Origin of the sequence: Amycolatopsis eburnea, assembly GCF_003937945.1 — a bacterium.
In the GTDB taxonomy this organism is placed as follows: Bacteria; Actinomycetota; Actinomycetes; order Mycobacteriales; family Pseudonocardiaceae; genus Amycolatopsis; species Amycolatopsis eburnea.
Genome location: NZ_RSEC01000036.1, coordinates 766,107 through 790,604, shown reverse-complemented (window position 1 = coordinate 790,604; position 24,498 = coordinate 766,107). Strand labels below are relative to the sequence as shown.

Annotated in this window: 25 protein-coding genes; 17 read left to right on the top strand and 8 right to left on the bottom strand. The window is 70.7% G+C overall.

Annotation, left to right across the window (positions count from 1 at the left end; translation table 11 throughout):
• Positions 1-64: 64 nt before the first annotated feature.
• The 3 genes from EIY87_RS16415 to EIY87_RS16405 form a co-directional block, all read right to left on the bottom strand.
• Positions 65-880 (bottom strand): SAM-dependent methyltransferase, encoded by an 816-nt coding sequence (locus tag EIY87_RS16415; protein WP_125308834.1) that lies wholly within the window; start codon positions 878-880, stop codon positions 65-67.
• Positions 881-974: 94 nt separating this feature from the next.
• Complete coding sequence (locus tag EIY87_RS16410; RefSeq protein ID WP_125308832.1) at positions 975-1,553, bottom strand: HAD family hydrolase; 579 nt, start codon at positions 1,551-1,553, stop codon at positions 975-977.
• 15 nt (positions 1,554-1,568) lie between these two features.
• Entirely contained in the window at positions 1,569-2,591 is a 1,023-nt protein-coding gene (locus EIY87_RS16405; protein WP_125308830.1) for a threonine aldolase family protein, read from the bottom strand.
• Between the two features lie 137 nt (positions 2,592-2,728).
• On the opposite strand from EIY87_RS16405, the gene EIY87_RS16400 reads away from it, so the two are divergent.
• The 3 genes from EIY87_RS16400 to EIY87_RS16390 are packed head-to-tail and all read left to right on the top strand — an operon-like array spanning position 2,729 to position 4,572.
• Complete coding sequence (locus EIY87_RS16400) at positions 2,729-3,238, top strand: SigE family RNA polymerase sigma factor (protein WP_125308828.1); 510 nt, start codon at positions 2,729-2,731, stop codon at positions 3,236-3,238.
• Positions 3,231-3,947 (top strand): hypothetical protein, encoded by a 717-nt coding sequence (locus tag EIY87_RS16395; RefSeq protein WP_125308826.1) that lies wholly within the window; start codon positions 3,231-3,233, stop codon positions 3,945-3,947. Before EIY87_RS16400 ends, EIY87_RS16395 begins: the two co-directional genes overlap by 8 nt.
• Before the next feature lie 34 nt (positions 3,948-3,981).
• Entirely contained in the window at positions 3,982-4,572 is a 591-nt protein-coding gene (locus EIY87_RS16390; RefSeq protein ID WP_125308824.1) for a TetR/AcrR family transcriptional regulator, read from the top strand.
• A 4-nt stretch (positions 4,573-4,576) separates the two neighbouring features.
• Here EIY87_RS16390 and EIY87_RS16385 read toward each other — a convergent pair whose 3' ends face one another.
• On the bottom strand, positions 4,577-5,278 hold the full coding sequence (locus tag EIY87_RS16385; protein WP_125308822.1) for a FadR/GntR family transcriptional regulator: 702 nt from the start codon (positions 5,276-5,278) through the stop codon (positions 4,577-4,579).
• A 146-nt stretch (positions 5,279-5,424) separates the two neighbouring features.
• Here EIY87_RS16385 and EIY87_RS16380 point away from each other — a divergent pair, with 146 nt between their 5' ends.
• Genes EIY87_RS16380 through EIY87_RS16365 form a run of 4 tightly spaced genes read left to right on the top strand, consistent with a single transcriptional unit; the run spans position 5,425 to position 10,463 of the window.
• Positions 5,425-6,723, top strand: coding sequence for an ABC transporter substrate-binding protein (locus EIY87_RS16380; RefSeq protein WP_125308819.1), 1,299 nt, complete (start codon positions 5,425-5,427; stop codon positions 6,721-6,723).
• A 1-nt stretch (position 6,724) separates the two neighbouring features.
• On the top strand, positions 6,725-7,642 hold the full coding sequence (locus EIY87_RS16375) for a carbohydrate ABC transporter permease (protein ID WP_125308818.1): 918 nt from the start codon (positions 6,725-6,727) through the stop codon (positions 7,640-7,642).
• Positions 7,639-8,457, top strand: coding sequence for a carbohydrate ABC transporter permease (locus EIY87_RS16370; RefSeq protein WP_125308815.1), 819 nt, complete (start codon positions 7,639-7,641; stop codon positions 8,455-8,457). Before EIY87_RS16375 ends, EIY87_RS16370 begins: the two co-directional genes overlap by 4 nt.
• Complete coding sequence (locus EIY87_RS16365; protein ID WP_225439899.1) at positions 8,454-10,463, top strand: alpha-galactosidase; 2,010 nt, start codon at positions 8,454-8,456, stop codon at positions 10,461-10,463. The genes EIY87_RS16370 and EIY87_RS16365 overlap by 4 nt, the downstream gene beginning before the upstream one ends.
• Positions 10,464-10,476: 13 nt before the next feature.
• Here EIY87_RS16365 and EIY87_RS16360 read toward each other — a convergent pair whose 3' ends face one another.
• The 3 genes from EIY87_RS16360 to EIY87_RS16350 all read right to left on the bottom strand — a co-directional run bounded on the left by EIY87_RS16360 (position 10,477) and on the right by EIY87_RS16350 (position 12,888).
• Positions 10,477-11,085 (bottom strand): hypothetical protein, encoded by a 609-nt coding sequence (locus EIY87_RS16360; protein WP_125308813.1) that lies wholly within the window; start codon positions 11,083-11,085, stop codon positions 10,477-10,479.
• Between the two features lie 191 nt (positions 11,086-11,276).
• Positions 11,277-12,278: a lactonase family protein gene (locus EIY87_RS16355; RefSeq protein WP_125308811.1), complete on the bottom strand. Its 1,002-nt coding sequence runs from the start codon at positions 12,276-12,278 to the stop codon at positions 11,277-11,279.
• A complete protein-coding gene (locus tag EIY87_RS16350) occupies positions 12,271-12,888 on the bottom strand; it encodes a bifunctional 4-hydroxy-2-oxoglutarate aldolase/2-dehydro-3-deoxy-phosphogluconate aldolase (protein ID WP_125308809.1) in 618 nt (205 codons plus the stop codon). Before EIY87_RS16350 ends, EIY87_RS16355 begins: the two co-directional genes overlap by 8 nt.
• 112 nt (positions 12,889-13,000) lie before the next feature.
• Between EIY87_RS16350 and EIY87_RS16345 the strand changes: the two genes are divergently transcribed.
• The 10 genes from EIY87_RS16345 to EIY87_RS16300 all read left to right on the top strand — a co-directional run bounded on the left by EIY87_RS16345 (position 13,001) and on the right by EIY87_RS16300 (position 23,161).
• Positions 13,001-15,040 carry a glycoside hydrolase family 27 protein gene (locus tag EIY87_RS16345; protein ID WP_125308806.1) on the top strand — a complete coding sequence of 680 codons (2,040 nt, stop codon included), beginning with the start codon at positions 13,001-13,003 and terminating at the stop codon, positions 15,038-15,040.
• Between the two features lie 14 nt (positions 15,041-15,054).
• Positions 15,055-15,738: an SDR family NAD(P)-dependent oxidoreductase gene (locus EIY87_RS16340; protein ID WP_125308804.1), complete on the top strand. Its 684-nt coding sequence runs from the start codon at positions 15,055-15,057 to the stop codon at positions 15,736-15,738.
• Positions 15,739-15,751: 13 nt separating this feature from the next.
• Positions 15,752-16,897, top strand: a complete 1,146-nt coding sequence (gene dgoD / locus EIY87_RS16335; protein ID WP_125308802.1) for a galactonate dehydratase — start codon at positions 15,752-15,754, stop codon at positions 16,895-16,897.
• Positions 16,891-17,736, top strand: coding sequence for a DUF4380 domain-containing protein (locus EIY87_RS16330; RefSeq protein ID WP_125308800.1), 846 nt, complete (start codon positions 16,891-16,893; stop codon positions 17,734-17,736). Before dgoD ends, EIY87_RS16330 begins: the two co-directional genes overlap by 7 nt.
• Complete coding sequence (gene purB, locus EIY87_RS16325; protein WP_125308798.1) at positions 17,733-19,160, top strand: adenylosuccinate lyase; 1,428 nt, start codon at positions 17,733-17,735, stop codon at positions 19,158-19,160. The genes EIY87_RS16330 and purB overlap by 4 nt, the downstream gene beginning before the upstream one ends.
• A gap of 115 nt (positions 19,161-19,275) precedes the next feature.
• Complete coding sequence (locus EIY87_RS16320) at positions 19,276-20,094, top strand: substrate-binding periplasmic protein (RefSeq protein ID WP_125308795.1); 819 nt, start codon at positions 19,276-19,278, stop codon at positions 20,092-20,094.
• Between the two features lies 1 nt (position 20,095).
• Positions 20,096-20,863, top strand: coding sequence for an ABC transporter substrate-binding protein (locus EIY87_RS16315; protein ID WP_125308793.1), 768 nt, complete (start codon positions 20,096-20,098; stop codon positions 20,861-20,863).
• 7 nt (positions 20,864-20,870) lie between these two features.
• A complete protein-coding gene (locus EIY87_RS16310; protein WP_125308791.1) occupies positions 20,871-21,650 on the top strand; it encodes an ABC transporter substrate-binding protein in 780 nt (259 codons plus the stop codon).
• Between the two features lie 6 nt (positions 21,651-21,656).
• On the top strand, positions 21,657-22,424 hold the full coding sequence (locus EIY87_RS16305; RefSeq protein ID WP_125308789.1) for an amino acid ABC transporter permease: 768 nt from the start codon (positions 21,657-21,659) through the stop codon (positions 22,422-22,424).
• Positions 22,421-23,161 carry an amino acid ABC transporter ATP-binding protein gene (locus tag EIY87_RS16300; RefSeq protein WP_163046638.1) on the top strand — a complete coding sequence of 247 codons (741 nt, stop codon included), beginning with the start codon at positions 22,421-22,423 and terminating at the stop codon, positions 23,159-23,161. Before EIY87_RS16305 ends, EIY87_RS16300 begins: the two co-directional genes overlap by 4 nt.
• Positions 23,162-23,171: 10 nt before the next feature.
• Here the strand turns inward: EIY87_RS16300 and EIY87_RS16295 are convergent, their stop codons facing one another.
• Positions 23,172-24,398: a glycosyltransferase gene (locus EIY87_RS16295; RefSeq protein WP_125308786.1), complete on the bottom strand. Its 1,227-nt coding sequence runs from the start codon at positions 24,396-24,398 to the stop codon at positions 23,172-23,174.
• Positions 24,399-24,498 lie beyond the last annotated feature (100 nt).

The window sequence follows — 24,498 nt, the reverse complement described above, 5'->3', positions numbered from 1 at the left end:
GGATGCCGCCGGTCACCCGCGAAAGTCGTGTGGCGGCCGACGGCTGAACAAGCCTCTCCAGCTTTTACGGGATTCGCGCCACGCCGCCCAGCGCCGTCCGGTTGACCGGCGTCAGCGGCGCCAGGCGCGGCCCGTCCGGCCACCACAGGTGGGGCGCGACCAGCCCGGGTTCGAGCAGGTCGAGGCCGTCGAAGAAGGACGCGATCTCGGCCTCCGCGCGGTAGCGCGTCTCGAGCCCGGTGCGGCCGAACCGGTCCTCGAGCGCTGCCGCGACGGTCGCCGCCTCGGTGGCGTCGAGCGGGTTGTGGCGGTGCAGCAGGAGCAGGTACGAGCCCGGGGCCAGCGCGCCCGCGTAGGACTTGACCACCTGCTGCGCCTGCTGGAGGTCGGCGATGTGGTCGACGACCCCGCACAGCACGAGCCCGGCCGGGCGGTCGAGGTCGATGTACCGCGCCACCCCGGTGAGGGTCTCGCCGGGGTTCAGCGGGTCGGTGCCGCAGATGTGCGTGAAGTCGTTGTCGACGAGCAGGGCCCGGCCGTGCGCTTCCACCACCGGGTCGTCGTCGACGTAGACGACGTGCGCCTCCGGGTTGTACTTCTGCGCCACCTGGTGGGTGTTCTCCACCGTCGGGAAGCCCGAGCCGAGGTCGACGAACTGGTCGACGCCGAGCCGCTCGGTCAGGTAGCGGACGGCCCGGACGAGCCATTGCCGCATCTCCCGCGCCATCGCCGGGGCTTCCGGCGCGATGTCCAGGATCTGCCGCAGCACGGCGCGGTCGGCCTCGTAGTTGTTCTGGCCGCCCAGCAACGCGTCCGAGACGCGAGCGAAGCTCGGCCGGTCGAAGTCGACGCGGGCCGACGGTCGTTCGCTCGTCGCCATGGGCTACCTACCGGGGAAGTCGGCGGGGGGACGTGCCCAGCCTAGGACACGCGGATCACGGCGGGTAGGCGGCCGTGCGGGGTGGGTGAGTCGTTCAGTCCAGCCAGGCGCGGGCCGCGTCGGCGCCGTTCCACAGCTCGGCCTTCAGCCCGGCCGCCCGCGCGCCGTCCACATTGGACTGCCGGTCGTCGAAGAACAGGCAGTCCGACGGCTCCGCGCCGAGCTCGTCGAGCAGCAGGCGGAAGATCTTCGCGTCCGGTTTGACGCACCGGACGTCGCCCGAGAACAGCGTCACGCGGAAGTGCCGCGCCCAGTCCTGCGCGCGGGCCCATTCGCCGAACACCGCGGGCGCGTTCGACAGCAGCGCGAGCGGCGCGCCGGCTTCGGCGAGCGTCTCGAGCAGGGCTTCCGACGACGGCTCGAGGTAGCCCCAGCCCTCGATGTCAATGCGGGTCAGCTCGGCCGACAGCGCCTCGTCGACCGGTACGCCGAGCGCCTGGCCCACGGCCTGCCAGTACTCCAGCGGCGTGCTGCCGGCGTCGTACGGGAGCCGCAGGTCCCAGTACGCCTTTTCGAACTCCGGCAGCGGGGCGCCCATGGCCGCGGCCAGGTCGGGGCGGGCGGCGCTCGGCTTGCTCAGCACGTCGCCGTAGTCGAACACGATCCAGTTCACGGGTCCCCCAGTGCGTCAGGCGCCGGTCTTGATCCGGCGCAGGGCTTCTTCGACGTCGGTCGCGCTGAGGTCCCGGTGGGTGACGAACCGGACCTTGCCCGCCATCGGCACCGCGCGGATCCCGAGCGAGTCGAGCCAGCTCAGCGCGGTCGGGATGTCGGGCACCTCGGCGAGCACGATGTTGGTGTCCGGCACGTTCGTCGGCCAGCCGTACTCGCGCAGACCGTCGGCGAGGCGCGCGGCGTTCTCGTGCGAGTCGGCCAGGTCCGGGACGCGGTCCAGGGCGACCAGGCAGGCCGCGGCCAGCACGCCGCCCTGGCGGACGCCGCCGCCGAGCATCTGGCGCATCCGGCGGGCGCGCTCGACGAACGTCCTGCTGCCCGCGACGACCGACCCGACCGGCGCGCCGAGGCCCTTGCTGAAGCAGGCCGAGACGGTGTCGACGCCGACGGTCAGCGCGGCGGGCGGGACCTGCAGCGCCACCGCGGCTTGCCAGAGCCGGGCGCCGTCGAGGTGCACGGTCAGGCCGGCTTCCTTCGCGACCGACAGCAGCTGGGCGTGCTCGTCGGGCGGGGTCACGGCGCCGCCGGCCGCGTTGTGGGTGTTCTCCAGGCAGAGCAGCGATGTCCGTAATGTGAAGTACGGCCCGGGTTGTCCGATCGCGGCCGCGAGGGCGTCGGGAGACGGGCGGCCCGGGCCGCCATCGTGCTCGAGGATGTCCGGCATGCCGCCGGCCAGCCACGCGGCCGAGCCCAGCTCGTTGGCCAGCACGTGCGCGCCGCGGGTGGCCAGGAACCGGTCGCCGCGCTGCAGGTGCAGGCTCAGCGCGATCAGGTTGGCCATCGTCCCGCTCGGCACCCAGAGCGCGGCCGCCATGCCCAGGACGTGCGCGGCGCGTTCCTCCAGGGCGGCGACCGTCGGGTCGTGCTCGAGGACGTTGTCACCGACCTCGGCCGACGCCATCGCCGCGCGCATCGTTTCATCCGGACGGGTGACGGTGTCGGAGCGGAAGTCCAGCGGCGGCAGCGTGAAGGTCACAGACCGATCACATCACACCCGCCTCGTGAGGATCAATCAGCCCTTGAGTGGTCGAACCCACTCGGTCCGTGCAACCGTGGACGCCCCTGATTCCGTCCTCATGGGCGAACGACAACCAGAGCGGAGCACGACTGCGCGTGGACCAGCGCGACGAGGAGGAGTTCGCGGAGTACTTCGCCGCCAGGCGGGACGCCGTGCGCCGGACCGCGTACATGCTCTGCGGTGACTGGCACCGGGCGGACGACCTCGCGCAGACGGCGTTCGTCGCACTGCACCGGAGGTGGAAGAAGATCAGGGATCGCGCGGCGACGGACGCGTACGTCCGCACGACGCTCGTCCGGGCGTCGATCGACGAATCGCGGCGTCCGTGGCGGCGTGAGTGGCAGACCGAGACGCTGCCCGAGCCCGCCGACGACTCGCCCGGTCTCGACGACCTGGTCGCGACCAGGGAAGACCTGCTCGCGGCGCTGAAGGAAGTGCCGCCCAGGCAGCGGGCGGTGCTGGTCATGCGGTACTTCGAGGGGCTCGACGTGACCAGTGCGGCGAAGGCGCTGGGCTGCAGCGAAGGCAACGTGAAGAGCCAGACCGCGCGCGGGCTGGCGAACCTCAAGCAGGTGCTGGAACGGGAGGTGGAGACCAATGGATGAGCAGGAGCTGCGCGCGTTGTTCTCCGCCGCGCCGCCGGAGGCCCCCGAACCCACGTTCTCCCAGGACGACGTCGTCCGCGAATCCCGCCGCCAGACCGTGCGCCGCCGCAACCGGATCACCGCGGGCGTGAGCGCCGCCGCGCTGGTCGTCGTCGGATTCGGTGCGTACGGACTGCTCTCCGGGGGTACCCCCGGGTTGTTGACCGCGGCCAAGGACAACGCCGTTTCGGCGCAATCGGAAGCCGGCTCGGCGCAACCCGGGGACGGCTCGATGCGTCCTCAAGTCGGTGGGGAGTCACCGAACTTCCCGGCCCAGCCACCTCAGCAGGGGGGTGACGGGGACGGGAAGACCGGCCACCTGGCCGAAGGCGCCTCCGGGTGCGAACAGGTGGACAGGGAGCTCGCCATCGCCCTCGCTGGCGAGCTCCCTGTCCCCGTCGCCGTTTCCGAGGCGTCCCCGGGCGGCGCCTGTTCGACGGCGTCGCGTTCCGCCGGGTTCCGGGTGCCGGGTGGTGAAGTGGCCGCGGCGGCGTACCCGAAGGGCATCCCGGTGGTCTTCAAGTCCCAGCCCGCCGGCACGGCCACGGCCCGGGTCACGACGGCGTCCGGTGGCTCGTTGCTGCTGATCAGCGTGCCCGCGAGCGGGGCGACGGCGCCGTACGCGGGGCAGCTTGACCAGTTCGCGCACGCACTCGCGCCCCGCTTCTGAGCCCGGGTTCGCCCGGTTGGCAGAATGACCGGCCATGACCGGAGCGACCACCCCGAAGGGGGAGCGACGCCGCGCCGCGCTCGTCGAGGCCGCCGCGAAGCTGCTCGTCGAGGGCGGGTTCGACGCCGTCCGGCACCGGGCGGTCGCCGAACGGGCCGGCCTGCCGCTCGCGTCGACGACGTACTACTTCGACTCGCTCGAAGACCTGGTCACGGCGGCCGTCGAGCACCACTCGAACGCCGAGCTGGAGACCGGACGGCGTCGGCTCGAGGAGCTCGCCACCCGCAACCGCGGCGTGCAGGCGACGGTCGAGCTGGTGCTGGAGATGCTGCTCGGTCCGGAGAGCGGTGACCCGGAGGCCGACGCCGAAGCGGTCCTCCTGCGCTACGAGCGCCTGGTCGCGACCGGCCGCCGCCCGTACCTGCGGCCGTTGATGCGGACGCTGTCGGCCCAGCTCAACGAGCTGCTGGCGGAGATCTTCGCCCGCTCCGGCACGCCGGTCTCCGCCGTCGAGCTCGAGCGCCTGATCGCGCTGGTCGACGGCGCCGTCGTCAACGCGCTGATCGAGATCGACCCCGAACCCCGCGCGGCCGCGGCCCGGATGCTCCAGGCCGCGCTGGCCTGAGGGCTCACGACTCGCGCTGAGCCCGCTCCAGGTCGTCGCGGGACTTGGTGACCAGGGCCAGCATCGCCTGTTCGGCGGCCGCGGGGTCGCCGGAAACGATCGCGTCGAACACCTTGCGGTGGCTCGGCACCGGGTCCTCCGCCGACGACGCCCCGTGCACCAGTTTGTCGCGCTCGGCCAGCCCGATCGCGATCACCCGTTCCATCCGCATCAGGAAGTTGTTGTGGGTGGCGGCCATCAGCCGCCGGTGGAAGGCGAGGTCGGCCTGGACGCTCGCCTCCGCGTCGCCGGCCGCCGCGGCCATGTCGGCGAGCGCTTCCCGCAGCCCCTCGATGTCCTCAGCCGACGCGCGCCCGGCCGCGATGCGCGCCGCGGCCGGTTCGACGACCGCACGGACTTCGGTGAGCTCGTCGAGCAGGCCCGGGTCGTCGGCGGCCGCGGTCTGCCAGCGCATGACGTCGGCGTCGAGCATGTTCCACTTCTCGCGCGGCTGGACGAACGTGCCGCGCTTCTGCCGGGCGTCGATCATGCCCTTCGCGGCCAGCACTTTGAGCGCCTCGCGCAGGGCGGTCAGGCTGATGTCGAGCTCTTCGCGCAGTGCCGGCAGATCGAGGACGGTGCCCTCGCCCCACTCGTCGGAGAGGATCCGGCTGGCCAGTGCCTCCACGGTCTGGCCGTGCAACCCGCGTGGCCGGTGTTCGGTCAATGGAGGGCCTCTCAGCTCGCGGACTGGCGGAAGGACATCCTACGCTGCCCGCGAAGTCGTCATAAATTATGAATACATCTTGACAGCGGGGACGCCCGGTTGCACTCTTTGGCAGCAGTCACGCGCCAAGACAAAGGGGTCACGACATGACGAGTGCCGGCCTGTCCCGCCGTCGTTTCCTGCGCACCGCGAGCCTCGCCGGGCTGGGGGCCGTCGGTTCGGGCAGCTTCCTGGCCGCCTGCGCCACTTCCGCCTCCAGCGGCCCGGTCAAGCAGGCCGCCGGCGCGGTCACCGTCCAGTCGAACCTGTCCTCGCCCGAGGCGAAGAAGGCGATCGAGGCGCTGGCCAAGGCGTTCGGCGAGAAGGGCGGGGCGACGGCGACCGTGAACACGGTGGCGTCGGAGACCTTCCGCACCCAGCTGCCCAGCTACCTCACCGCGGCCAACCCGCCCGACACCTACACGTGGTACCCGGGCTCGCTGCTGTCCGGCTACGCCCGCAAGGGCCTGCTCCTCGACGTCGGCGACGTCTGGCAGACCATGGGCGACTACAGCGCCGCCTTCCGTGCGCTCTCCGGCGACGGCGCCGGCCACCAGGTCTTCGTCCCGACGTCCTACTACTGGTGGGGCTTCTTCTACCGGAAGTCGAACTTCGCCAAGTGGGGCGTCCAGCCGCCCACCAACTGGACCGAGTTCCTCGCGCTGTGCGAAACCCTGAAGGGCAAGGGGATCGCGCCGATCGGGCTCGGCGCGGGCGGCAACACACCGTGGACCGCGTCCGCCTGGTTCGACTACCTGAACATCCGGATCAACGGCGCCCCCTTCCACCGCGAACTCCTATCCGGCAAGCAGCGCTTCGACGACCCGCGCGTCAAGAAGATCTTCGACCCGTGGCGCCAGGCCCTGCCGTACTTCGACCCGAACGGCACCGCGATCGCGTTCCAGGATGCCACCACCGTGCTGCTGCAGGGCCGCACCGGCATGGTGCTGACCGGCACGTTCTTCGCCGACGCCGCCCCGAAGGACGCGCTCGGCGACCTCGACTTCTTCCAGTTCCCGATCCTCGACCCCGCGGTGCCGGTCGCCGAAGAGGGCCCGACCGACGGCCTCTTCGCCAGCGCGCGCACACCGCACGTCGCCGAGGTCAAGGAGTGGTTCAAGTACGTCGCCACGGCCGAAGCCCAGGAGCTCTACATCAAGAACTCCTCCGGCACCGTGCTGCCGACCAACCCGTCGGCGAAGGACACCGGCACGCCGCTGGTCCAAAAGGGACGGAAGATGCTCGCGGACGCCAAGGAGATCACGCAGTTCTTCAACCGCGACTCCTCCGACGCGCTGCAGCCGACCGCCGACGCCGCGCTGATCCGGTTCATCCAGAAGCCCAACGAGCTGGACTCGATCCTGGCCGACTGGCAGATCGCCGCGCAGAAGGTCTGGCAGTCCTGACATGGCGGTGCTGATCGCCGAACGGCCGAAGACCGCGGCGCGGGATGTGAAACGCCGCCGCCGAATCTCGCCCGTATTGCTGGCGTTCGTCCTGGTGCCCCTGCTCGTCGAGGGGTTCTGGGTGTTCTGGCCCGCCTTGCAGGGCTTCTACCTGGCGCTGACGAACTGGGACGGCGTCTCGGCGCCGACGTTCGTCGGCTTAGGGAACTTCGCCGAGATGCTCTCCGACGACATCTTCCGGACCGCCGCGCTCGACACGGTGATCTGGCTGGTGCTCTTCGGCGGGCTTTCGGCGGCCGGCGGTCTCGCGCTGGCGACGTTGCTGCAGCGGGAACGCCGCGGCGTCGGGTTCTACCGGGCCGCGCTGTTCACGCCGGTGGTGTTCTCGCTGGTCGCGACCTCGCTGATCTGGCAGGTGATCTACCAGCCGGACGGCGTCTTCAACCAGGTGCTCGGCGCGCTCGGGCTGGAGTCCTGGCAGCATTCCTGGCTGGCCGACCCGAAAACCGCGCTGTACGCGGTGCTCGTCCCGGCGCTGTGGCGCCAGGTCGGGTACGTGATGGTGCTGTACCTGGCCGGGCTCAAGGGCATCGACCCCGCGCTGTACGAGGCGGCCAAACTGGACGGTGCCACCGCGTGGCAGCAGTTCCGCAACGTCACCTGGCCGCAGCTGCGCAGCGTCAACTCGGTGGTCCTGTCGGTGATCATCATCGACTCGCTGCGCTCCTTCGACGTCGTGTGGTCGATGACGAAGGGCGGGCCGTACCACTCGTCGGAGCTGCTCAGCACGTACATGTACGCGACGGCGTTCCAGTCGCTGCGGCTCGGCTACGCGTCCGCGCTGGCCGTGGTGATCTTCCTGCTGGCGTTCGGCGTCATCGTGACCTACCTCGTGCGCGCGTTCCGGGAGGACTCGTGAAGCCGCGGACCATCGGGTTCCACCTGGTCGCGGGCGGGCTCGCGGTGCTGTGGCTGCTGCCGATCCTGCTCGTGCTGACCACGAGCGTCCGGTCCTTTCCGGACATCGCGGCGAACGGCCTCGGCGCGCTGCCCGCGTCGTTCACCTTGGACGGCTTCGGGCAGGCGTGGGGCGAGGGTGGCGGCGGGCACGCGATGCTGAACAGCCTGCTGGTCACCGTCCCGACCGTGTTCCTGGCGTTGCTTCTCAGCTCGGCGGCGGCGTTCGCGCTGAGCCGGTACGCGATCCCGTTCCGCCGCACGCTGATCCTGGTGATGCTGTCCGGCAACCTGCTGCCACCGCAGATCCTGCTGGTACCGGTGGCGAAGCTGGCCGAACTGCTCGGCATCTACGACACGCTGACCGCGCTGATCGTCGTCCAGGTCGGCTTCGGGCTGGGGTTCTACACGTTCGTGCTGCAGGGCTTCATGCGGTCCATCCCGGACGAGGTCCAGCAGGCCGCGCTGATCGACGGCGCCGGCGTCGGCCAGATCTTCTGGCGGATCATCCTGCCGATGACCCGCCCGGCGCTGGCGGCGCTCGGCGCGCTGGCGTTCACCTGGACGTTCAACGACCTGCTGTGGTCGATCACCGTGCTGCGCACCGGTTCGGTGATGCCGGTGACGCCGGCGCTGCTCGGCCTGCAGGGGCAGTACGTGTCCAACTGGAACGTGATCGCGGCGGGGTCGGTCCTCGCGGCCGTCCCGACCGTGGCCGTGTTCCTGCGGTTCCAGAAGCACTTCATTTCCGGGCTCGCGATCGGGGCGATCAAGTGACGTGGACCGTGCCGATGGCGTCGACCTCCTACACCGTGGCGCTCGATCCTTCTTCGCGATGGGCCGAACTCGTCGCGTGGGGGCCTTCGGGCGTCGAGGACGGGCCGTCGGTGTTCGCCAACCGCGGCGACGTCCACTTCATGACCGAAGCCGACGCGGCCCCGGTCGAATACGCCCCGCTGGGCCTGCGCCCGTTCTCCGGCGCGGACGTCGCCGTGCGCGGGGGTTCCTGGTGGCGGTTCGATTCGGCGTCCTCGGGTGCTGACCTGCGCTTGACCTTTGTGGACGACGTTTCCGGACTGCGTGCGGTGCTCTGCTACCGCTCGGTTCCGGAGACCGATGTCCTGAAGCGCTGGGTCGAGTTCGAGAACACCGGATCGTCCACTGTGGAGTTCGACCGGCTCGGCTCGGCGGGCGTCTGCGTGCCGACGGTGTCCGGCGCCCGGTTGACGTACCTGACCGGCCAGTGGTCGCAGGAGTTCACCCGCCGGTCGCTGGACCTGCCCGCGGGCGGCTTCCGGATGGAGAGCCGTTTCGGCGTCCCCGGGCACGCGCACGTGCCGTGGCTGGCGGTGCAGGACGCTTCCGGTGGCGCTGCTTACGGCGTCTCCCTGGAGTGGCCGGGTTCGTGGTCCATCGAGGCCGATGTCGAGCCGTCGGGGCTGACGCGCGTCCGGGTCGGGCGACTGCCGTCGCCGGGGCCCGTCCTGCTCGAACCGGGTGCCTCCCTGGTGACGCCGCCGGTTGCTCTGGCGTCCAGTGTGGACGGTCTCGCCGGGCTGGCGGCGGTGTGGCACGACTACGACCGCGTCCTGGCGGGTCCGCGGTGGCGGCGCCCGCGTCCGGTGCTCTACAACTCGTGGGAGGCGACCGGCTTCGACGTCCGCGGCGCCCACCAGCTGGAGCTGGCGAAGCGGGCGGCGGACCTCGGCGTCGAGCTGTTCGTGGTGGACGACGGCTGGTTCACCGGCCGCGACGACGACACCGGCGGACTCGGCGACTGGACGCCGGCGGAGCCGACGTTCGGCGCGTTCGTCGACTCGGTGCGGGAGCTGGGCCTGGAGTTCGGGCTGTGGGTCGAGCCGGAGGCGGTCAGCCCGAAGTCGCGGCTGTACGCCGAGCACCCGGACTGGGTGTACCGGATCGACGGCCGCCCGCCGACGTTGATCCGCAACCAGCTGCTGCTCGACCTGGGCCTGCCGCCGGTGGTGGAGTTCATCAAGTCCACTTTGGACCGGTTGCTGACGACGTACCCGATCTCGTACCTGAAGTGGGACATGAACCGCCCGCCGACCGAACGCGGCCGCCCCGGCTCGCCGGCCGCGGACCTGGACGCCGAGCACGTGGCCGGCTACCTGTCGGTGCTGGACCACCTGCGGGCTTCCCACCCGCACGTGACGCTGGAGGCGTGCGCGGGCGGCGGTGGCCGCGCCGACCTGGCGACGGTGGCCCGCGCGGACGTGGTCTGGCCGAGCGACAACACGGGCCCGCTCGACCGGCTGGCGATCCAGGACGGCTTCCTGCTGGCGCACGCCCCGCACCTGATGAGTTCCTGGGTGACGGACTCCCCGGGCGTGTTCGACCCGCGGCCGCGGTCGCTGCGCTTCCGCTTCGTGACGGCGATGGCGGGCGTGCTGGGGATCGGCGCGGACCTTTCGCGGTGGACGCCTGCTCAGCACGCGGAAGCGGCGTCCCTGGTGGCGCTGTACAAGTCGATCCGCGACGTGATCCACCACGGCGTCGCCCGGGTCCAGGAGGGTGCGATCCAGTACACCGCCGAAGACGGCGACACCGTTGTCGTGCTGGCGTGGAACACCGGCGAGCTGACGGGCGCACCGCTGGTGCCGGGCCGCTCGTCGCGCGTGCGTCTCGACGTGCGCCCGAATTCGTCCTATGTGGACGGGTCGGGGGCCCGGTACTCGGGGGCGCACCTGAAGTACGCGGGCCTCCCGTTCGACTGGACCGCTTCACACGACGCGGACGTCGTGGTCCTTCGGCGTCACTGAAGAATCCGCAGGTTCAGACTTCTGGTCGTGAAGTAGCTGAATCTGGCGCTTCCAGCGTCTCGCCGCTTTCGTCGACTATCTTTGCTTCAAGGTCGGGTGAGATGTTCAGCAGTTGCTGGTAGCGAGTCCAAAGCAGGTCCTCGTTCCCCTGAGCCAGCCAGCGGCGGACTCGTGCCTCGATTGCCTTTACCTCTGCGTCTGCTTCTTCGGCCTCAGCCTCGGCGAGCGCTGTCCGGGACTTGCTCGCTCGAGTTGTGGCCGTTGCCTTCATGCTGATGACTTCGCCGATGAATTCGGCGACCGCGCGTGGACCGTTCTTGAACAGGCGGCGGAGCAACCAAAGCGCTGCACTCGCCGTTGTGGCACTTATGCCCAGTCTCCACCCCGACCCAAGGTCACTCACGAGATCCAAGACCAGTGAGCCTCTTCTTATCTCACGCACATCGAGGCTTGGACTGAACCTGGGGAACGGATCTGCGACGGGACTGGCTCGTCCGTCGGTACCTTCGATCAGGGTCTCGAGTCCCACGGTCAGGCGCCAGCAGAAATCGTGCAGGTCTGAAACGCACGACAAGTACTCGATCAGGCTGGTCAGGTGGTCTATGCCCTCGGGCGCTGTCACTATGAGTGTCTCGGATCGAGTGTCGACTTGAGTCGCAGATGACATCCTCTACCCCAGATCCCTCGCCCACGGCGACAGTTGTGTTGAGTGGTGAATCAACCTTTCTAAGCGTCCTGGTGACGTCGTTCGGGAAGTGGAGTGTGTTACTCGCGTACCTGTGTACGAGTTCAATGGTGCGCTGGCGGTGGGCGTCAGGGCAGCGAAACCGGCAGCACGAACGTCGGCGACCCCGTCGGGTAGTACCGCGGCTCCGCCTCCCCCGACGCGGTCAGCGTGAACGCCGTGATCGCGTCCGCCGACTGCGCCGCCACGTAGCAGGTGCCGTCCACCAGCGCGAAGTGGCGGGGGTTCGCGCCGCAGGGCTGGTCGGCCACCGCGGCCGCCTCGTCGAGGGCGAACTCCGTCACGCAGTCCGGGCCGCGGTTCGACACGTACAGGCGCGAGTCGGTCAGTTCCAGGTGCGCCACCAGGTTCGGCACCGAAGGCGGCGACAGCGTCGACGCGGTCGAAGCGACCACCGAAAACGCGCCCGGGGACGTCTCCCGGACCGTCAGCAGCGTCCCGGCCAGCTCGCCGACGACGTACGCCAGATCCGTCCCCGGACGACGGACCAGCTGGCGCGGGCCCGTGCCCGCCGGCAGCGAGGACACCGCCAGCGGCTCCAGGCCGCCGGACGACGTCAGCGTGTAGCTGCGGATTTCGTCCGTCCCCAGGTCGACCGCGCTCACGATGCCCGGGCCGGGGACCGCCATGTGGACGTGCGCCGCCTCCTGGCGGTCGGTGCGCGGTCCGCTGCCGGAGTGCTGCGCCAGCGCTGTCCGGGACTCCAGCGCGCCGGACGAAGACAGCGAGAACACCGCCAGGCTGCCGCCGGTGTAGTTGGCGCACAGCAGGAAGCGGCCGTCCGGGGTCACCGCCAGGTGGCACGGGTGCGCCCCGCCCGTCTCCAGGGTGCCCAGCACGGACAACGAGCCCGAAGCGTCGAAGGACAGCGCCGTCACCGAGCCCGTGCTGGTCTCGTTCACCGCGTACAGCACCGGCAGCGACGGGTGCCGCACCAGCCACGACGGACACTCCAACGGCAGCGAGGCGACCTCGGTCAGCGATCCCGCCGGAGACCGCGAGAACGTCGTGATCCCCGTGCCGTTGCCCGCTTCACCGGTGTAGCACCCGACGAAGACCAGTTCAGCCATGCGTGCTCCTCAACAGCGTCTCGACCCGGACGGCGATCTCCGCGCCGGACCCGCGGGTCAGCGCCGAGCCGACCCCGCAGGCCACCGCGCCCGCCGACAGCCAGCCTGACACGTCTTCCGGTGCGATGCCGCCGGTGGGCACCAGCGGCGCCTGCGGCAGCGCCGCCCGGACGTCGGAGATCCACGACGGCGACAGCGCGGACGCCGGGAACACCTTCACCGCGTCGGCGCCTTCTTCCAGCGCGCGCACGATTTCCGTCACCGAGCCGGCGCCCGGGAAGGCGGCCGCGCCGTACCGGTGAGCGGTACGGATCACCGCCGCGTCCACCGACGGCGACACCAGGAACCGCGCCCCCGCGCGGATCGCCAGTACCGCCGACGCCTCGTCGAGGACCGTGCCGGCGCCGATCGCCGCGTCCGGGTAGGCCGCGGACAGCCCGGAGATCGCGTCGAGCGCGCCCGGGTTGGTGAGGGGCAGCTCCACCGAGCGCAGCCCCGCTTCGAGGGCCGCGCGGGCCGCGGCCACGGCCGACTCCGCGTCGTGCGTGCGCACGATCCCGACGACGCCTTGGCGGAGTGCGTTCGCGGTGATCTCCCAGCGATAGCTCATCGCCCGAGCCTACCGCGTGAAATCTTAATTTACGATTTATTCTTGACGGCGCCCGACGAGCCCCGGCATGCTGCTCCCGGCTCGCAGTTCACCGGAGAAAGGCGTCCGGCACATGCTCCTGAAGAGAACCCTCGCGGTGGTCGCCGCGGTCGCCATCGGCGTCACGGCGGCACCCGCGTACGCGACCCCGGCAGCGGACCAAGGCGCTCCCGACTACTACGACAGCGGTGTCGCGAAGACCCCGTACATGGGCTGGAACACCTACTACGGCCTCGGCGCGCCGAGCGAGGCGTCGGTCGAGTCCGTCGCGGACTTCCTCGTCTCAAGCGGCCTGCGCGACGCCGGCTACCGCTACGTCTGGATCGACGGCGGCTGGACCGCGCCCGATCCGCGCGACCAGCAGGGCAACCTCCACGAAGACCGCGCCAAGTTCCCCAGTGGACTGTCCACTTTGGTCAGCTACATCCACGACCGCGGGCTGAAGGCCGGCATCTACACCGACGCGGGCGCCTCGGACGGCAAGAACTGCGCGGCCGGCTCCGGCGGCTACTACGAGCAGGACACCAAGCGCTTCGCGAGCTGGCAGTTCGACGCCGTCAAGGTCGACTTCCTCTGCGGCATCGCCCAGAACCTCAAGCCCGCCGAGGCGTTCACGCAGTTCAGCCAGGCCCTCGCGAAGGCGGGCCGCCCGATGGTGCTCAACATCTGCAACCCGGTCACGGACGAGTGGGGCGTCCCGCACGGCCCGGACCAGGTCGCCGGCATCGCCTACAGCTACGGCCCGCTCGTCGCCGACTCCTGGCGCACCAGCACCGACATCGCGTTCGGCACGCCGTACGAGGGCATCTGGAAGGACGTCCTGCGCAACATGGACGCCAACGCCGCGCACCCGGAGGCGAACGGGCCCGGGCACTACAACGACCCCGACTACCTCATCCCGATGCGCCGGACCGAGCAGGGCACCTACGAGCTGAACGAGGAGGAGTCGACCACCCAGTTCGTGATGTGGGCGGAGATGGCCTCCCCGCTCATCCTCGGCTCCGACCCGCGCACGCTGCCCGCGTCGATGCTGAACACCCTGAAGAACCCGGAAATCATCGGCGTCAACCAGGATCGCCTCGGCATCCAGGGCGTTCGCGTCGCGACGACCGGCACCACGGACACCTACAGCAAGGTCCTCTCCCAGCGGGGCGACCGGGCCGTCGTGCTGCTCAACCGCGGTGAAGCGCCGACGCGGATGACGGTGGAGTTCGCCGACGCCGGGCTCACCGGGCGAGTGTCCATTCGCGACCTCCGGGCTCGCGCCGACCGCGGCGGCGCCGTCGGCGAGTACACCGTCACCGTGCCCGCGCACGGGACCGCGTTCCTCCGCCTGCACGGCACCGACCTCGTCCCCGGCACCGACGTCGCCGGGCCCGCGTCGGCCAGCCCCGCGGTGGTCCGCGCCGGCGGGAAGACCGTCACGTTCTTCCGCGACCGCGCCGGGAACCTCCAGCAGACCGGCCTCGACGGCCCGCGCCAGGTCGGCGGCGGCTTCCTCGGCCAGCCCGCGGCGATCGCGTCCGGCGACCGGATCGACGTCTACGTCCGCGGCCTCGACAACGCCCTCTACCAGCGCAGTTACTCCGACCGCTGGGGTGACTGGGAGCGGCTCGGCGGCACGCTCACCGACTCGCCGTCGGTGACCGGCGACGGCACGGTCTTCGTCCGCGGCGGCGACGGCCAGGTCTGGCAGCGGACCAGCGCCGGTCAGTGGTCCGGTCTCGGCGCGCCCGGCGGCAAGCCGATCTACGGCCGTCCCGGCGCGGCGACGTCCACGAGCGGCACGGTCGTCGCCGTCCGGACCGCCGACGACAGCGTCTGGGTGCGCACGAAGACCGGCGGCGCGTGGTCGGACTGGGCGTCCATCGGCGGCACGATCAGCAGCAGCCCGACGCTGGTCGCGGCCGGCGCGAAGGTCGCGCTCACCGCGTCCGCGAGCGACTACACGCTGTGGGCCAACGACTGGACCGGCTCCTGGGCGGGCTGGTTCAAGCGGCCGGAGTACCCGAGCGGGAGCATCGTGGGCACCCTGGGCGCGGCATCCGACGGCGCGTCGCTGTGGTTCGCGGCGCGCGGTCCGGACGACCATGTCCACGTAGCGAAGTTCTGACGAAGGGATAGGCGATGTCCACGCGCACGGCGGTGGTGACCGGAGCGGCGTCCGGGATCGGCAAGGCGACCGCCCGGAAGCTCCTGGCGGACGGCTACCGCGTGCTGGGCGTGGACATCGCCGAACTCCCCGACGGCGTCGTCCCGATCCGGGGCAGCGTCAGCGACGAAGCGACCTGGGCCGGCCTCGGCGAGGTGGACGCCCTGGTCAGCAACGCCTACGTCCCCAGCACCGGGCCCCTGCACGAGATCGGCCGCGCCGAGTGGGAACGCCAGCTCGACGTCAACCTCACCGGCACGTACCTCGCGCTGAAGGCGTGCCTGCCGTCGCTGCGGAAGAACGGCGGCGCGGTCGTGCTGGTCTCCTCGGTGCACGCGCACTTCGGGCTGCCGGGCCACCCCGCGTACGCCGCCAGCAAGGGCGCGCTCGTCGCGCTGGCCCGGCAGCTGGCCGTCGAATACGCCCCCGGCGTGCGCGTCAACTCCGTGCTGCCGGGCCCGGTGCTCACCGAAGCCTGGGCGCGCATCTCGCCGGAGGACCGCGAACGCAGCGCCCGGGCGACGCCGGCGGGACGGCTCGGCGACCCGGCCGAAGTGGCGAACACGATCGCCTTCCTGCTCTCGGACGCCGCGTCGTTCGTCACCGGAGCCGAGCTGACCGTCGACGGCGGCTGGTCCGCCGCCAAGGATTCCGCGTAGATGGGGGACACGGGTGAAGATCACCGGGGTTGAAACGTTTCTGGTCGCGCCGCGCTGGCTGTTCCTCAAGCTCAGCACGGACGAGGGCGTCTGCGGCTGGGGCGAGCCCGTGGTCGAGGGCCGCGCGGAGACCGTGCGCGCGGCCGTCCACGAGCTGTCCGAGCTGCTGATCGGGCAGGACCCGCTGCGCATCGAGGACCACTGGCAGGTGTTGCGCCGCGGCGGCTTCTACCGCGGCGGGCCGGTGCTTTCCAGCGCGCTCGCCGGCTACGACCACGCGCTGTGGGACATCGCGGGCAAGGTCCGCGACGCGCCGGTGCACGAGCTGCTCGGCGGCCCGGTCCGCGACCGCGTCCGGGTCTACAGCTGGGTCGGCGGCGACCGGCCGTCGGGCATCCGCGAAGCCGTCTCCGCGCAGGTCGAGGCCGGGTTCACCGCGGTGAAGATGAATGTCGCCGGCCCGCTGACCGCGATCGCGTCCCCCGCTGAAGCCGAAGCCGCGGTGGCGCGCGCGTGGGAGGCGCGGGAGGTGCTCGGGCCGCACCGCGACCTCGCGATCGACTTCCACGGCCGCGTCTCGCCCGCGATGGCGCGGCGGCTGGTCAAGCTGCTCGAAGACGTCCAGCCGATGTTCGTCGAGGAGCCGATCCTGCCGGAGACGCAGGGCGACGCGCTGCGCTCGGTCGTCGAGGCGTCCACGGTGCCGATCGCGGCCGGCGAGCGGCTCTACTCGCGCTGGGAGTTCAAGCCGGTGCTCGACGCCGGGGTCGCGGTCGTCCAGCCGGATCCCTCGCACGCGGGCGGCATCTCCGAGCTGCGGCGGATCGGCGCGCTCGCGGAGCTGTACGGCGCCTCGCTCGCCCCGCACTGCCCGCTCGGCCCGATCTCCCTGGCGGCGTCGCTGCAGGTGGCGTTCGCCACGCCGAACTTCCTGATCCAGGAACAGAGCGTCGGCATGCACTACCACGAGGGTCGCGAACACCAGTACCTCGCGGACGCGTCGATCTTCGCCTTCCAGGACGGCTACGCGGCCCGCCCGCTGAAGCCCGGGCTCGGCATCGAGGTCGACGAGGAGGCCGTCCGGCGCGCCGACGAGGTCGGGCACCGCTGGCGCTCGCCGGTCTGGCGCCACGACGACGGCGGGCTCGCCGAATGGTGACCTGGCTCGAGCGCGGCGGCCTGCGCCTCGGCCTGGTGCCGGAGCTGGGCGGGCGGCTGCTTTCGGTGTCCCGCGACGGCGTCGAGCTGCTCTGGCGCAACCCGGCCCTGCTCGGCGACGACCTCGTCGGCGAGTACGCGCCGAACTCCGGCCGGCTGGGCGACTGGGTCAACTACGGCGGCGACAAGACGTGGCCCGCGCCACAGGGCTGGGACGGTCCGGACCAGTGGCCGGGCCCGCCCGACCCGGTCCTCGACTCCGGCCCGTACGCACTGGCCGTCGACGGCGACACGGCGACGATGACCAGCGCGCCGGACCCGCGCACCGGCTTGCGGCTCACCCGCGCGATCACGCTCCTCGACGACGGCTACGCACTGCGGCTGACCGCGCTCAACACCGCGGACCGCCCGGTCCGGTGGGCGCTGTGGAACGTGACCCAGCTGCCCGGCGGCGGCACGGTCATCGCGGGGCTGCGGCGCCCCGACGTCGTCGCGCTGGTCGCGGGCACCGGCACGCCGGAGTACACAGTGGACGGTGACCGGCTGGTCGTGCCGCCGCAGGACGTCGTCGGCAAGCTCGGCGTGCCGGGCACTTCGGGCTGGGTTTCCTACGGCGCCCTGACGTTGAGCTTCGACGTCGACCCGGCGGCCGAGTACCCGGACGAGGGCTCGCCGCTGGAGATCTGGCTGGAGCACCCGCTCCCGGCGCCGCTGGCGTCCCTCGGCGACCTCGACCCGCCCGCCCGGATCGTCGAGCTGGAGGTGCTCGGCCCGCTGACCAGGCTCGAGCCGGGCGCCACGACGAGCCTGACCATCCACGCGGGTATCGTGAGGGCGTGACGGACAAGCCCCGCATTCCGAACGTGCTCGCCGCCCGCTACGCCTCGGCGGAGCTGGTTTCGCTCTGGTCGCCGGAGCAGAAGGTCGTGCTGGAGCGGCAGCTCTGGCTCGCCGTCCTCAAGGCGCAGCGGGACCTCGGCGTCGAGGTGCCGGACGGCGTCGTCGAGGCGTACGAGCGCGTCCTGGGCACCGTCGACCTCAACTCGATCGCCGAGCGGGAGCGCGTCACCCGGCACGACGTCAAGGCGCGGATCGAGGAGTTCAGCGACCTCGCCGGGCAGGAGCACATCCACAAGGGCATGACCTCGCGCGACCTCACCGAGAACGTCGAGCAGCTGCAGCTGCTCCGTTCCCTCGAGCTGGTGCGCACCCGCGTCGCCGCCGTGCTGGCGCGGCTGGCCGCGCTCGCCGTCGAGCACGCGGACACCGTCATGGCCGGGCGCTCGCACAACGTCGCCGCGCAGGCCACCACGCTCGGCAAGCGGTTCGCCACCGCGGCCGACGAGCTGCTGGTCGCCTTCGAGCGGCTCGACAACCTCATCGAGCGGTACCCGCTGCGCGGCATCAAGGGCCCGGTCGGCACCGCGCAGGACATGCTCGACCTGCTCGGCGACGAGTCCACTTTGGACCAGCTGGAAGACCGCGTGATGCAGCACCTGGGCTTCAACCGGCGGTTCACCAGCGTCGGGCAGGTGTACCCGCGCTCGCTCGACTTCGACGTGCTGTCCACTGTGGTCCAGCTCGCCGCGGCGCCGTCCAGCCTGGCCAAGACGATCCGGCTGATGGCCGGCCACGAGCTGGTCACCGAGGGCTTCAAGCCCGGCCAGGTCGGCTCCTCGGCCATGCCGCACAAGATGAACACCCGCTCGTGCGAGCGCGTGAACGGCCTCGCCGTCGTGCTGCGCGGCTACCTGTCGATGATCGGCGAGCTGGCCGGCGACCAGTGGAACGAGGGCGACGTCTCCGACTCGGTCGTCCGCCGCGTCGCGCTGCCGGACGCGTTCTTCGCGCTCGACGGCCTGCTGGAGACCTTCCTCACGGTGCTCACCGAATTCGGCGCCTTCCCGGCGGTGATCGAGCGTGAGCTGGATCGCTACCTGCCGTTCCTGACGACGACGAAGGTGCTCATGGCGTCGGTCCGCGGTGGCGTCGGACGTGAGACGGCCCACGAAGCCATCAAGGAGCACGCCGTCGCCGTCGCGCTCGAAATGCGCGAAGGCCGCGCCGAAAACGACCTCCTCGACCGCTTCGCCGCCGACGAGCGCATCCCGCTCGACCGCGGTGAGCTGGACAAACTCCTCGCCGACCGGATCTCGTTCACCGGGACGGCCGGGCGCCAGGTGGCGCAGGTGGCCGAGCGCGTCGAGCGGCTCCTGGAGCGGTTCCCCGAGGCGGCGGGCTACGCGCCGCAGCCGATCCTGTGAGCTGACGCACCCGTCCACAGAATGGAACGAATCCACTCGAACGGGCGAAATCCCTAATCTCGATCGCTGACCCCGCGAGCGCTGTCCCGCGCTCATCCTCACCATGGAAGAAGCGATGAGATCCACGCTGTCCAAGATCGCCGCCGCCCTGACCGCGGGTGCGCTGACGTTGACCCTGGCCGCCTGCGGTGGTTCCGACGCGGGGACGAAGACCCTGCGCGTCGGGACCCTCAGCGACGCCCCGCCGTCCATCTACCTGGAGAACGGCCGCTTCACCGGCTACGACAACGAGCTGCTGCGCGACATCGCCCAGCGTGAGGGCTTCGAGGTCGAGTTCGTCGGCACCGAGTTCTCCAGCCTGCTGGCCGGCGTCGCGACCGGCAAGTTCGACATCGGCAGCTCGACGATCTCGAGCACCGAGGCGCGCAAGAAGACGGTCGCCTTCTCCGACGGCTACAACACCGGCTTCACCACGGTCGTCACGGCCAAGGGCGCGAACCTCAAGGACGTCGCCGCGCTGTCGGGCAAGCGCCTCGGCGTGGTCCAGGGTTCGGTGCAGGACGAGCTCGCCGGCAAGACCGCCGGGGCCCAGGTCGTCCGCTTCCCCGACTACAACGCGGGTTTCGCGCAGCTGAAGAACGGCACGCTGGACGGCTGGGTCGTGCCGCAGGACATCGGTCAGAAGTACCTGGACCAGAACCCCGGCGTGCCGCTGGAGCTCGGCTACACGGTCGAGGACAAGGACACCCCGTCGGCGTTCGCGGTGGCCAAGACGAACACCGATCTGCTGAACAAGCTCAACGACGGGCTGCGGAAGGCCGTCGCCGACGGTACGGTCGCCCGGATCTACGGCCAGTTCTACAAGAACACGCCGCTGTCGAAGGAACTCCAGCAGGGCGGCCCCGGCCTGCCGGTCAAGAACGCGGGTGCGTGACATGAAGAAGCTGATCGTCACGGTGCTGGCCGCCGCGCTCACGCTCACCGCGTGCGGCGGGGGTTCCGACAGCGCTTCCACGACGCTGCGCGTGGGGACGCTGAGCGACGCGCCGCCCAACATCTACCTGAAGGACGGCAACTACACCGGCTTCGACAACGAGCTGCTCAAGGCCATCGCGGCCAAGCAGAACCTGAAGCTGGAGTTCGCCGCGACCGACTTCTCCGCGCTGCTCGGGCAGGTCGCCTCCGGCCGCTTCGACATCGCCAGCTCGGCGATCGCGCAGACCGACGAGCGCAAGAAGACGGTCGACTTCTCCGCGGCCTACGACTTCGAGACCATGAGCATCCAGGCCAAGCAGGGCACCCCGGTGACCGACGAGAAGGGCCTGGCGGGCAAGCGCGTCGCCGTCATCCAGGCGACCGTCGGCGACCACTGGCTGACCAGCACGGTGCCCGCCGCGCAGGCCGTGCGCTTCCCCGACTACGCCGCCGCGCTGACCGCGCTGAAGACCGGCGCCGTCGACGCGTACATCCTCGACCAGAGCATCGCCGAGAAGAACGTCACCGACAACCCGGACGCCAAGCTCGTCGTCGTGAAGAGCTTCGTCACCGACGTGCCGCACGGGTTCGCCGTGAAGAAGGGCAACGCCGACCTGCTCAAGAAGGTCGACGACGGGCTCAAGCAGGTGATCGCCGACGGGACCTGGCTTAAGCTGCACCAGCAGTTCCTGCCGACCGCTCCGGTGCCGGCCGGGTTCCAGGGTTAGGAGAAGCATGAAGAAGACACTGGTCACGGCGCTCACCGCGACCTTGCTGGCGGCGCTCACGGCGTGCGGCGGCTCGGACAGCGGCGACGGCAAGACCCTGCGGATCGGCACGCTGAGCGACTCGAAGCCGAACGCCTACCAGGAGAACGGCAACTACACCGGGTTCGACAACGAGCTGCTCAAGGCCATCGCGGCCAAGGAAGGCCTCAAGCTGGAGTTCGCCGCGACGGAGTTCTCGGCGCTGCTCGGCCAGGTCGCCAACGGCACCTTCGACATCGGCAGCTCGGCGATCTCCCAGACCGAGGCCCGCAAGAAGACCGTCGACTTCTCCGCGCCGTACAACTACCAGGCCCTCGGCATCGAGGCCAAGGAGACCGCCGGCATCACCGACGAGAACTCGTTGGCCGGCAAGCGGATCGGCGTCGTCCAGGGCACGGTGTCGGACACCTGGCTCGGCTCGAACGCGCCGACCGCGCAGGCCGTCCGCTTCCCGAACGACGCGGCCGCCCTCAACGCGCTCAAGACCGGCGCGATCGACGGCGCGGTGTTCGACCAGGCCACCGCCGAGGACTACGCGAAGAACAACGCCGACGCGAAGCTCAAGGTGACCAAGGCGATCACCACGACCATCCCGCACGGGTTCGCCTTCAAGAAGGGCAACACGGACCTCATCAACAAGATCAACGACGGGCTCAAGAAGGTCATCGCGGACGGAACCTGGGTCAAGGTGCACGACCAGTTCGAGCCCACCGCGCCGGTGCCGGCGGAGTTCAAGGCGGGGCAGTAGTCCACAATGGACGACTTCATCAACACCTTTCTCGACTGGGACTACATTTCCCAGGTCCTGCCGGACCTGCTGAAGACCGGCCTGCTGAACACGCTCGTCCTGTCGGTGTCCTCGGCGCTGATCGGCATCGTGGTCGGCATGGTGCTGGCGGTCATGGGCCTGTCCACCAAGTGGTGGCTGCGCTGGCCGGCGCGGATCTACACCGACATCTTCCGCGGGCTGCCCGCCATCCTGACGATCCTGCTGATCGGCCAGGGGCTCGGCACGCTCGCGCGGGACGTCGTCGGCACGAACCCGTACCCGATGGGCATCCTGGCGCTGTCGCTGATCGCCGCCGCCTACATCGGCGAGATCTTCCGGTCCGGCATCCAGAGCGTGGACAAGGGGCAGATGGAGGCCAGCCGGGCGCTCGGGATGAGCTACACCAAGTCGATGCTGCTGGTGATCATCCCGCAGGGCGTCCGGCGGGTGCTGCCCGCGCTGGTGAACCAGTTCATCGCGCTGGTCAAGGACTCCAGCCTCGTCTACGTGCTCGGGCTGCTGTCCGGGCAGCGCGAGCTGTTCCGGATCGGCCAGGACCTCGCGGCCAACACCGGCAACCTCTCGCCGCTGGTCGCCGCCGGGGTGTTCTTCCTGGTCATCACCGTGCCGCTGACGCACCTGGTGAACTACATCGACGAGAAGCTCCGGACCGGGCGCAAGGTGCGGGTCGACGACCCGGACGACGGCGACCCGGTGGAGCTCAGCCCGGGCGGGAGGGTGAGCACGTGGTGACGACGGCGGTGCGAACGTCCAGTGTGGAGCTGCGCGACATCCACGTCAGCTTCGGCACGCTGGAAGTCCTGCGCGGGGTCGACCTCAAGGTGCCCAGCGGCAAGACGACGTGCGTCATCGGGCCGTCCGGCTCCGGCAAGTCGACGCTCCTGCGGTGCGTGAACCGCCTGCAGGAGCCCGATTCCGGCGACCTGCTGCTCGACGGCGAGTCGGTGATCAAGGCCGACCCGGACGCGCTGCGCCAGCGCGTGGGCATGGTGTTCCAGCACTTCAACCTCTTCGGGCACCGGAGCGTGCTGGACAACATCGTGCTTCCGCTGCGCAGCGTGAAGAAGCTCGGCAAGGAGGAAGCGGCGGAGATCGCGCGCGCCCGCCTCGCCGAGGTCGGCCTCGCGGACAAGGCGCCGTACCGCCCGAGCGCGCTTTCGGGCGGTCAGCAGCAGCGCGTCGCGATCGCGCGGGCGCTGGCCATGGACCCCGAGGTGATGCTCTTCGACGAGGCCACCAGCGCGCTCGACCCCGAGCTGGTCAAGGGCGTGCTGAACCTGATGGCCGGCCTGGCGGAGCGGGGCCTGACGCTGATCGTGGTCACGCACGAGATGGGGTTCGCCAGGAGCGTGGCCGACGAGGTGGCGTTCATGGACGCGGGGAAGATCGTCGAGCAGGGCCCGCCGGCCCGCCTCTTCGACGAGCCGCAGAGCCCGCGCCTGCAGCGGTTCCTGTCCCAGGTGCTCTGAACGACCGCACTCAGAAGCCGTCCGGGACGTGGACTTCGCGGCCGATGCGGCGGGCTTCGGCCAGCAGCTCGGTCCGCCACCGGTCCCACAGCCCGGCCATCCTCGACGTGACGATCACCGCGTCCACGGACTGGTCGGGCAACGGCGTGCGCAGGCCCATGGTGTGGTGCCCGGTGTGCCGTCCCGACGCGGTCGCCTTCGCCAGCAGCGAGGCGTCGAAGTCCAGCACGATCGCGGGCGGTACGGCCGCCGGGATTTCCGCGCCGGCACCGAGAACGGCGATCTTCGCGCCCGCGGGGACGTGCCGCACGGCCTCGGCCAGCTCGGCCGCGATGTCCGTGTCGCGCGCCCGCTCCTGCCACTCCACCAGGGCGCGGTAGTCCTCTTCGTAGCTGATGAAGAGGTGCTGGACGGCCAGCGCCCAGCCGATCTCGACGACCGGCTCGCGGTGCTCCGCCAGGAAGTGGAGCATGTTCTGGGCGAACTGTTCCCACAGGTCGAACTGCTCCCGCTCGTGGGGCAGGTCGACCACCCACGCGTCTTCGCCGACCTCGAACCGCACGCCGTGGCGGGCCAGCCGGAACCCGAGTTCGGTGTCCTCCCCGCCCCAGCCGTGGAACCGCTCGTCGAAGCCGCCCACCGCGCGGAAGTCGGCCAGGCGCAGGGAACAGTTGATGGTCCAGAACAGCCGCCAGGGCAGGAGGTCGGTGCCTGCCTTGACGTTCATCAGCTGCTCGTGCCGGACGTCGCGGAAATCGGGGTCGTCGGCGTAGCGCGCGACGGTTTCCTCCGGTCCCAGCCGTTCCACGGCCTCGGTGACCCAGGACGTGTCCTTCTCCGGGCTGTACCCGTGCGCGTACCCGATGACCGCCCGGCGTTCGGTGTCCCGGCTGTGCGCCGCGAGGTGGTGGAGCAGGAGGTCGGTGCCGAACAGCGGCCCGGTGTCCAGGAAGAACAGGATGGGCGCGGTGGCCAGCGCGGCCCCCGCGTTCCGCGCGGTGCCCGCCCGGAACCCGAGGTCCTCCTGGAAGTGGTACTTCACCCGCAGCCGGTCCGCGAAGGACCGGACCACTTCCGCCGTCGCGTCGGAGGACCCGTCGTCGGCGACGATCACCTCGAACTCGGCGGCCGGCAGCTGCTGCCGCGTGAGGTGTTCGAGGGTGGTGCGCAGCATCTCGCAACGGTTGTACGTGGGGATGACCACCGATATCCGTGGCCGATCCTGGTCCGAAGTCATGGTGACCGACCGATCCTCTCCTGACTCGCGCGACAAGAGCGTGGCACCGGCCGCGACGACCAGGCGTCTCCGGAAATGCGGTCCGGCCCCGGAGCGTCCT

Excerpts from the sequence above, each read along its gene's own strand:
- EIY87_RS16375 (WP_125308818.1), top strand. The coding sequence starts at position 6,725 with ATGGCGGTGCTGATCGCCGAACGGCCGAAGACCGCGGCGCGGGATGTG.
- EIY87_RS16340 (WP_125308804.1), top strand. The coding sequence starts at position 15,055 with ATGTCCACGCGCACGGCGGTGGTGACCGGAGCGGCGTCCGGGATCGGC.
- EIY87_RS16320 (WP_125308795.1), top strand. The coding sequence starts at position 19,276 with ATGAGATCCACGCTGTCCAAGATCGCCGCCGCCCTGACCGCGGGTGCG.
- EIY87_RS16330 (WP_125308800.1), top strand. The coding sequence starts at position 16,891 with ATGGTGACCTGGCTCGAGCGCGGCGGCCTGCGCCTCGGCCTGGTGCCG.
- EIY87_RS16315 (WP_125308793.1), top strand. The coding sequence starts at position 20,096 with ATGAAGAAGCTGATCGTCACGGTGCTGGCCGCCGCGCTCACGCTCACC.
- EIY87_RS16345 (WP_125308806.1), top strand. The coding sequence starts at position 13,001 with ATGCTCCTGAAGAGAACCCTCGCGGTGGTCGCCGCGGTCGCCATCGGC.
- EIY87_RS16310 (WP_125308791.1), top strand. The coding sequence starts at position 20,871 with ATGAAGAAGACACTGGTCACGGCGCTCACCGCGACCTTGCTGGCGGCG.
- EIY87_RS16390 (WP_125308824.1), top strand. The coding sequence starts at position 3,982 with ATGACCGGAGCGACCACCCCGAAGGGGGAGCGACGCCGCGCCGCGCTC.
- EIY87_RS16295 (WP_125308786.1), bottom strand. The coding sequence starts at position 24,398 with ATGACTTCGGACCAGGATCGGCCACGGATATCGGTGGTCATCCCCACG.
- EIY87_RS16305 (WP_125308789.1), top strand. The coding sequence starts at position 21,657 with ATGGACGACTTCATCAACACCTTTCTCGACTGGGACTACATTTCCCAG.
- EIY87_RS16355 (WP_125308811.1), bottom strand. The coding sequence starts at position 12,278 with ATGGCTGAACTGGTCTTCGTCGGGTGCTACACCGGTGAAGCGGGCAAC.
- EIY87_RS16415 (WP_125308834.1), bottom strand. The coding sequence starts at position 880 with ATGGCGACGAGCGAACGACCGTCGGCCCGCGTCGACTTCGACCGGCCG.
- EIY87_RS16395 (WP_125308826.1), top strand. The coding sequence starts at position 3,231 with ATGGATGAGCAGGAGCTGCGCGCGTTGTTCTCCGCCGCGCCGCCGGAG.
- EIY87_RS16380 (WP_125308819.1), top strand. The coding sequence starts at position 5,425 with ATGACGAGTGCCGGCCTGTCCCGCCGTCGTTTCCTGCGCACCGCGAGC.
- EIY87_RS16350 (WP_125308809.1), bottom strand. The coding sequence starts at position 12,888 with ATGAGCTATCGCTGGGAGATCACCGCGAACGCACTCCGCCAAGGCGTC.